Annotated in this window: 3 protein-coding genes; all 3 read right to left on the reverse strand. The window is 71.0% G+C overall.

Annotated elements, in window-relative coordinates; genetic code table 11:
* Positions 1-379: 379 nt before the first annotated feature.
* Positions 380-1,204, reverse strand: a complete 825-nt coding sequence (locus tag VN520_RS30960; protein ID WP_325750253.1) for a hypothetical protein — start codon at positions 1,202-1,204, stop codon at positions 380-382.
* Between the two features lie 180 nt (positions 1,205-1,384).
* A complete protein-coding gene (locus VN520_RS30965) occupies positions 1,385-2,443 on the reverse strand; it encodes a metallophosphoesterase (RefSeq protein WP_325750254.1) in 1,059 nt (352 codons plus the stop codon).
* 174 nt (positions 2,444-2,617) lie between these two features.
* On the reverse strand, positions 2,618-3,730 hold the full coding sequence (locus tag VN520_RS30970) for a LacI family DNA-binding transcriptional regulator (protein ID WP_325750255.1): 1,113 nt from the start codon (positions 3,728-3,730) through the stop codon (positions 2,618-2,620).
* Between the last annotated feature and the right edge of the window lie 59 nt (positions 3,731-3,789).

Below are 3,789 nucleotides of genomic sequence, written 5' to 3' on the forward strand. Positions count from 1 at the left end.
CACCCAGGCCGAGATCGATGCGGGCATGGCCGAGAAGTCCAGGGAGTTCGCAGCGGCGGGCAACAGGGTCTACCTGCCGCTCGCCGACTGACCAGCTCACCGACCGCCCGACCGCCCGGCCGGTCGCGCCGGGACGTCACGGCGTTGTTCCGGCCTCTGTCGGCCGGGACGACGCCGTTCGTCCTCCTGCTGGTCCCGCGGTGCACCGCAGGTGCGCGTGGGGTGAACGAGTACGGTCCGGGCCACGGCTCCGCAGGGGGCTGCACACCTCCCCGGGGTGCGGACGGGGCCGGGGCGGCTGGTTGCCGCTCCCTCCTCCGGCGGGCCGGGTGCCCGGCGTCAGCTGGTGCGGTCCGGCCCCTGGCGTGCCCGGGTCCGATCACTCCGGCTGATGCTCGGGACCGCCGAAGTCCGGGCTGGTGAAGTCGGGGCTGGTGAAGGTCGGGCGCGGTCCGGCGGAGGGGCCGCTTCCCGGTCCGGAGAAGCCCGGTCTGCTGTAGCCGATCTCAGGCATCCGGCCGGCCGAACGGTGCGGCGTCCGCGAGGCGGGACCGGCGGTCGGGTCGGCCAGCGCGTCCCGGAGGAAGGGGAGGATGCCGCGCTCCAGCAGTGCGTGGCGCCATGCCTCCCGGGCGCGCGCCACGTCCTCCGGCAGTTCCTCCTCCTCGTCCACGGCGGGCAGCGCGGTGGCGCCGTTGCGCAGGGCGGTGACGAGGAGTCCCACCGCGGCGACGAGGATGGCCGCAGCGGCGACGGCCGCGAAGAACCACCCCGCGGCGACCATGGTCCCCGCGAAGGCCGGGGCAGGGTCGAGCGCCTTCAGGGGGTAGCCGATCAGCAGGAATATGAGAGCGGCCGTAGCCGCGAGGACGGGCGCCAGCACGGTGATCACCGCGAGGGTACCGGCGCCCGTGGGATCGGCTTCGTCGGTCGCGGGTCCGAAGACGGACGTGGGGGCGTCCGGGTCACCCGGTCCGCGCAGCTCTTCGCGGGCCTTCACGTAGTGGTCGTACTCGGTGGCGGCCGCCGCGGTGATCAGGGGCGTGGCGTCGAGCGCCATCGTCCGCAGCTGTTCCGCGTTGAGACGGTCCCCGATTCCGTCCAGATCCGGTCGTTCGTGAGCATGACGCAGTGCGTCGGCAAGGATCCGCTCGTACTCGGGACGGTCCTCGGCCAGCAGGTGCGGAGCGCTTTTCATGTGCATCCCCCGATGCTCCGTAGGGCCTGACCGACCGCGTGGCCGGACGATCGGGCGGAAACGGAGGAGAGCCTGCTACTGATACGCCGATGGTAGAGCGCCTACGGCACGGCGTGACAGAGGGTTTCCGGAAATAGACGCAGCCGTCGACGGTGCCGGGCCGTGGCGTGTCCTCCCCGGTGACCGTCAGTCATGCAGGGGAAGCCGGACGACCAACAGCTTCCCGGCCATCGTCACACCACCGTCCATGGCGATGGCGAGTCCTTCCGCGTAGACGTGGGGACCGTCCACCACGGGCCGCGCCACGTCCTCACCCTCCTCCGGCCCGACCTCGCCCAGCAGGTACGGAATGGGGCTGTGGCCGTGGACGACGCGCCGTCCGCCGTACGTCGCCATCAGTTCGCGGACGGCCTGCGCGCCGCCTTCGTCGCGGAAGGCGAACCGCTTGGTGAGCTTGCGGAAGAGGTCCCAGCACTCATCGGCGTCGTTCCGCGTGAGAATGGCGTGCACCGTGTCGTTGACGTCCTCGATGGTGGATCCGTAGTCGAGGTAGGCCGTCGTGTCGGAGTGCATCAGCAGGTGCCCGTCCTCCTCGACGACCGCGTCGAGCCGGGCCATCCACTGGAGGTGGACGTCCTGGAGCCGTTCCATGTCCGTCTTCTGGCCGCCGTTGAGCAACCAGGCGGCCTGGAAGGTCGCGGTTCCGGCACCGGAGTTCACCGGGGTGTCACCGAACCTCTTCGCGCCGAGCAGCAGCAGTTCGTGATTGCCCATGAGGGCCTTGCAGTACCCGCCGGCCGCCGCGGCCTCCGCCGAGAGACGCATCACGAGATCGATGACGCCGATGCCGTCCGGCCCACGGTCGGTGAAGTCACCGAGGAACCAGAGCCTGGCGTTGCCGGCAGCCCACTGCCCGTCGGCGTCGACGAGGCCCTGCTCACGCAGGGCGTCCAACAGCTCGTCCAGGTAGCCGTGGACGTCCCCGACGACGTACAGCGGCCCGCGGCCGGATTCGCCGGCCGGCCGGGTCCCGGGGACGGTCTGCACCTGGACGGTGTCGCCGCGGTTGATCACGGGCAGATCGCGCTCGGTGGGGGTGTATCCCTCCGGCGGTTCGTCGCCCACCGCGACGTCGCCGGGGTGCGGCAAGGGCGGGGGCATCGGCACCTGCGCATACGGCGGTACGCGGAAGTCGCGCAACGTCGCTGTCCGCACTACGGGTTCCTGACCGGCCCCCTGAGTCATCGACCCCTCCACCACCGTCGCGCCTCCGTACACCTGACGGGCCCTGCCTGGTAGAGGTGGTCCGCGGTGTCGTGCGCCCATCATAGGAATGCGGATCGTGCTGTGTGACGCACCAGGGGTGGTGAATCCGTGCGCGCACCTGGTTCACCGGCCGTTTGGTCCGGATTGAACCGATCAGTCCCCGGCAGGGGACCGCGGAGCGCTGACCGTGGTGCGCGGCGGACGCCGCTGGGAGGACGTCCGGACGATGAGCTCCGTCGGTATCACCTGCTCCACCGGGCCGTCGTGTTCGACCCCTTCGATGGCATCGATGAGGAGCTGGACGACCGCTGTGCCGATCCTCCGGGGCTTCAGCGAGAGCGTGGTGATGGGGGGTTCGGTCGATGCGTACACGACGGATTCGCTGCAGCAGACCAACAGGAGGTCCTCGGGGACCCGCAGGCCGTAGCGGCGCGCGGCGGCGAGCAGATCGGTGCCGTTGGGGTCGAAGAGCCCGTAGACGGCGTCAGGGCGGTCCGGGCGGGCGAGGAGGCGGTCTGCGGCGACCGCCCCCGCACGGGGATCGTGAGCCGGATAGGACTCGTAGACCGGGTCCTGGCCCACCCGCTCGCACCAGTGGAGGTAGGCGGTGGTGGAGAGGCGGGTGTACGTGTCGGTGGTGGTGCCGGTCAGCAGCCCGATGCGGCGGGCTCCCGCGGCCGCGAGGTGATCCAGGAGGTCGAGGACGGCCGCCCGGTGATCGTTGTCGACCCACGCGGTGACCGGGAGCGTGCCCGCCGGCCGCCCGTCGGAGACGACGGGAAGGCCCTGGCGCACGAGTTCGGTGACCACCGGGTCCTGGTCGGAGGGGTCGATGACGACCGTTCCGTCGAGTGCGACGTTGGACCAGACGTCGTGACGTGAGGTGGCGGGAAGGATCACGAGGGCGTACCCACGGGCTAACGCAGCCGATGTGGCGGCTCTCGCCATCTCCGCGAAGTAGGCGAATTCGGTGAAGGTGAAAGGTTCATCCCCGTACGTGGTCACGGTCAGGCCGATGAGCCCCGACTTGCCGGTACGGAGGGTTCGGGCCGCCGCGGAGGGGCGATAGCCCAGCCGTTCGGCGACCTCGCGGACGTGGCGGCGGGTGGCATCCGGGAGCCTGCCCTTGCCGTTGAGGGCGTCGGACACGGTCGTGATGGAGACCCCGGCCGCTGCGGCTACATCCCGGATCCCCGCCCGTCCCTGCCGGCCGCTGCGCCGGGGCGTCTCTGTCCGGCTCACCTGGTGCTTCCCTGCTGCTGTCATGGCGAGCCGATAGTAGGGCTCCGATGCCGGGTCGGGCCGGTCGCATATGCACACGTTGA

Origin of the sequence: Streptomyces sp., from assembly GCF_035563135.1 — a bacterium.
Classification (GTDB): Bacteria; Actinomycetota; Actinomycetes; order Streptomycetales; family Streptomycetaceae; genus Streptomyces.